This is a genomic window from Mesorhizobium sp. M2C.T.Ca.TU.002.02.1.1 (assembly GCF_003997225.1).
This window is the reverse complement of the sequence record NZ_RZTO01000843.1, coordinates 1-2,581: the sequence shown is the minus strand read 5'-3', so window position 1 is coordinate 2,581 and position 2,581 is coordinate 1. Positions and strand designations below refer to the sequence as shown.

General features: G+C 62.1%; 4 protein-coding genes. All 4 read right to left on the bottom strand.

The annotated features are described in order from the left end of the window. Nucleotides 1-433, bottom strand: a 433-nt coding sequence (locus EOD07_RS30285; protein WP_206519602.1) for a PLP-dependent transferase, incomplete at its 3' end; no start/stop codon positions are given. 159 nt (nt 434-592) lie between these two features. Continuing rightward, nucleotides 593-1,114: a CoA-binding protein gene (locus EOD07_RS30280; protein WP_040983158.1), complete on the bottom strand. Its 522-nt coding sequence runs from the start codon at nt 1,112-1,114 to the stop codon at nt 593-595. Next, on the bottom strand, nt 1,111-1,698 hold the full coding sequence (locus tag EOD07_RS30275) for a GNAT family N-acetyltransferase (RefSeq protein WP_245470547.1): 588 nt from the start codon (nt 1,696-1,698) through the stop codon (nt 1,111-1,113). Before EOD07_RS30275 ends, EOD07_RS30280 begins: the two co-directional genes overlap by 4 nt. Nucleotides 1,699-1,876: 178 nt before the next feature. After that, nucleotides 1,877-2,581 (bottom strand): AAA family ATPase (locus tag EOD07_RS30270; protein WP_127237926.1); only part of this gene is annotated, 705 nt, incomplete at its 5' end.

Here is a 2,581-nt window from a genome sequence, read left to right as displayed (position 1 = left end):
CGATCAGGCTTTCGAAGGTCGCCGGGTCATTCGCCTCAGCCCAACGCACTTCCCAGCCGAAGTTCTTGAAAGCATGTCCGAACTGATTGATCGAGCCGCCATAAAGCTTGTTGGCGGCGATGAAATTGTCGCCGGGCTGCATCAGATTGTGGAAGACCAGCACCTGAGCGGCATGGCCGGAGGCGACGGCAAGCGCGGCGGTGCCGCCTTCCAGCGCGGCAAGGCGCTCCTCGAGCACCGCCTGCGTCGGATTCATGATGCGGGTGTAGATGTTGCCGAATGCCTTCAGCCCGAACAGCGAGGCGGCATGGTCGGCATCATCGAAGACAAACGAGGTGGTCTGGTAGATCGGCGTGGCGCGGGCGCCGGTTGCCGGATCCGGCTTTGCGCCGGCATGAACGGCTAAAGTGTTGAAACCGGGCGTACGGGTCATCGAAACCTACCTCTCCTGATCTTTCGAAATCGCCGGGCATTCTTGGCGAAGCCCGAGTTGGAATGCAAAGAAGAAAATACCTTTCGGGGCGCGATCTGCGACGAACGCCCGGAAAAATACATTTCTTCCCGGAATAATTTTGCGCGAAGCGCGGCCAGCCTATTTCTGCCGTACACCGAAGCTCTGGAAGCCCTGCCTCATCAAAGGCTTCTTCGACGACAGCACCCCGGAGTTGACGCCGGTCCAGCCGATCTCGCCCGACAGCTTGCCGTATTCGATTTTCGGGCAACGATTCATCACCACCTTGATGCCGGCCGCCTCGGCGCGGGCAGCGGCCTCGTCATGGCGCACCCCAAGCTGCATCCAGACGACCTTGGGCAGCGGATCGAGCTTCAGCACCTGGTCGATGATGCCGGGCACCGCCGCGGACCCGCGAAAAATGTCGACCATGTCGACCGGATGCGGCAGATCGGCGAGGCTCGCATAGACCGTCTGTCCGAGGATCTGCTTGCCGGCATGACCGGGATTGATCGGCAGCACCGAAAAGCCTTTGGCCAAAAGGTATTTCAGCACGAAATAGCTCGGCCGCACGTCGTTGGGCGAAGCACCGACCATGGCGATCGTCCTCACCGAGTTCAAAATGCCGGCGATATAGGCGTTGTCGTAGCTATCGTGATTCATGCTGCGATGGTCTTCCTGCGGTAATGGTAGCGATAGAGCTCGCGGTTGAAGCCGAGCGAAGCGTAGAGCGCGCGTGCGGGCGCGTTGTCGGCAACCACCTGCAGGCAGCCGGCCTTCGCCCCCGCTCGCCTGGCCCAGCCGATCAGACCGCCGACCGTCCTGCGGCCGAGCCCTTGCTGCCGGAATCCGGCGTCGGTTTCAACCGCCTCGACGACAAGCAGCCCGTTGCGGATGACGCCGAAGGCAAAGGCCGCGATTTGGCCATCACGCTCGCACGACACGAATGCCCTGTCGCCCACGATCAAGCTCGTCATATGGCGAAAGATGCGGCGCTCCGCATCGTCGTAGCCGCCGGTACGGAAGCGCGCCTCGAACCAGGTCTCGGTCGGTGCCGCCGAGACCGTGATGTCGCCATCGCTGTTTCCCTCCAGCGCGTCGATCTCGGCATGGAGGTGTATCGTACCGCCTTCCCGGCTGTAATCCCGACGGTCGAGTTCGAGTTCCAGTTCGGGCGCGATGTCGGGAACGCGAAACAGCGGGGCCTGGCCATGACTGGCGTAGAACGCCTCGGCGGCGTCGATCACTCGCTCAGGCGCGCCGCGCCGGCCACGCAAGGGATTGGCGGAATTCGGCCGCCTTATCCGCCCACCTGAGCGGCGAAACATCCATCCCAGAGCCACGGTCTCAAGCGCGGCAGGCCACGCCTCGCGACAGGCTTCTTCCACTTCCCAACTGAGATCTTCCCGGTTCACGCGCCCACCGCTACTCATCGTCGTCCCGCAGCGCCTCCTCCATAAACATCTGTGGGTCGCTGCAGAAGTCGCGCATCATGCGAAAATGATCGGTGTCCTGAAAATCGATCGGGTCGAGGCCGAAGCGGCTGATGCGGAAGAGCCGCGCATTCGGGCAAGCCATCAGCAGGGGCGAATGCGTCGCCATGATGACCTGCGCGGTGCCGGATTGCTCCATGCGCTGAAGCAATTTGAGCAATTCGATTTGACGCGTCGGCGACAGCGCGCTTTCGGGCTCGTCGAGAATGTAGATGCCTTGCCTGCGGCAACGCTCCTCGAAGAAGCGGATGAAGCCTTCGCCATGCGACCAGGACAGGAAATCGGGCGGCGGCGGCTTGAACGGATCTTCGAGCGCAACCTTATCGAGGTAGCGCGCGACCGAGTAGAACGATTCAGCGCGGAAGAACCAGCCTGCGGTGACTTTCGGCAGCCAATGGCCGCGCAGCGTGTCTGCAAGCGCCGCGCCGCTTTTGTCGATGGCGATGGAATGATCTACCGGACGATAACCCTTGCCGCCGCCCGCCTCGTCATAGCCTGCCAATGCTCCGATCGCTTCCAGCAGCGTCGATTTACCGGTGCCGTTCTCGCCGACGATGATGGTGATGGCCGAGGCGAATTCGAACTCGAATTCGCGGTCGCGGAAGATCGGCAGGCTCCAGGGATATTGGTCCCAGTC

Excerpts from the sequence above, each read along its gene's own strand:
- EOD07_RS30280 (WP_040983158.1), bottom strand. The coding sequence starts at position 1,114 with ATGAATCACGATAGCTACGACAACGCCTATATCGCCGGCATTTTGAAC.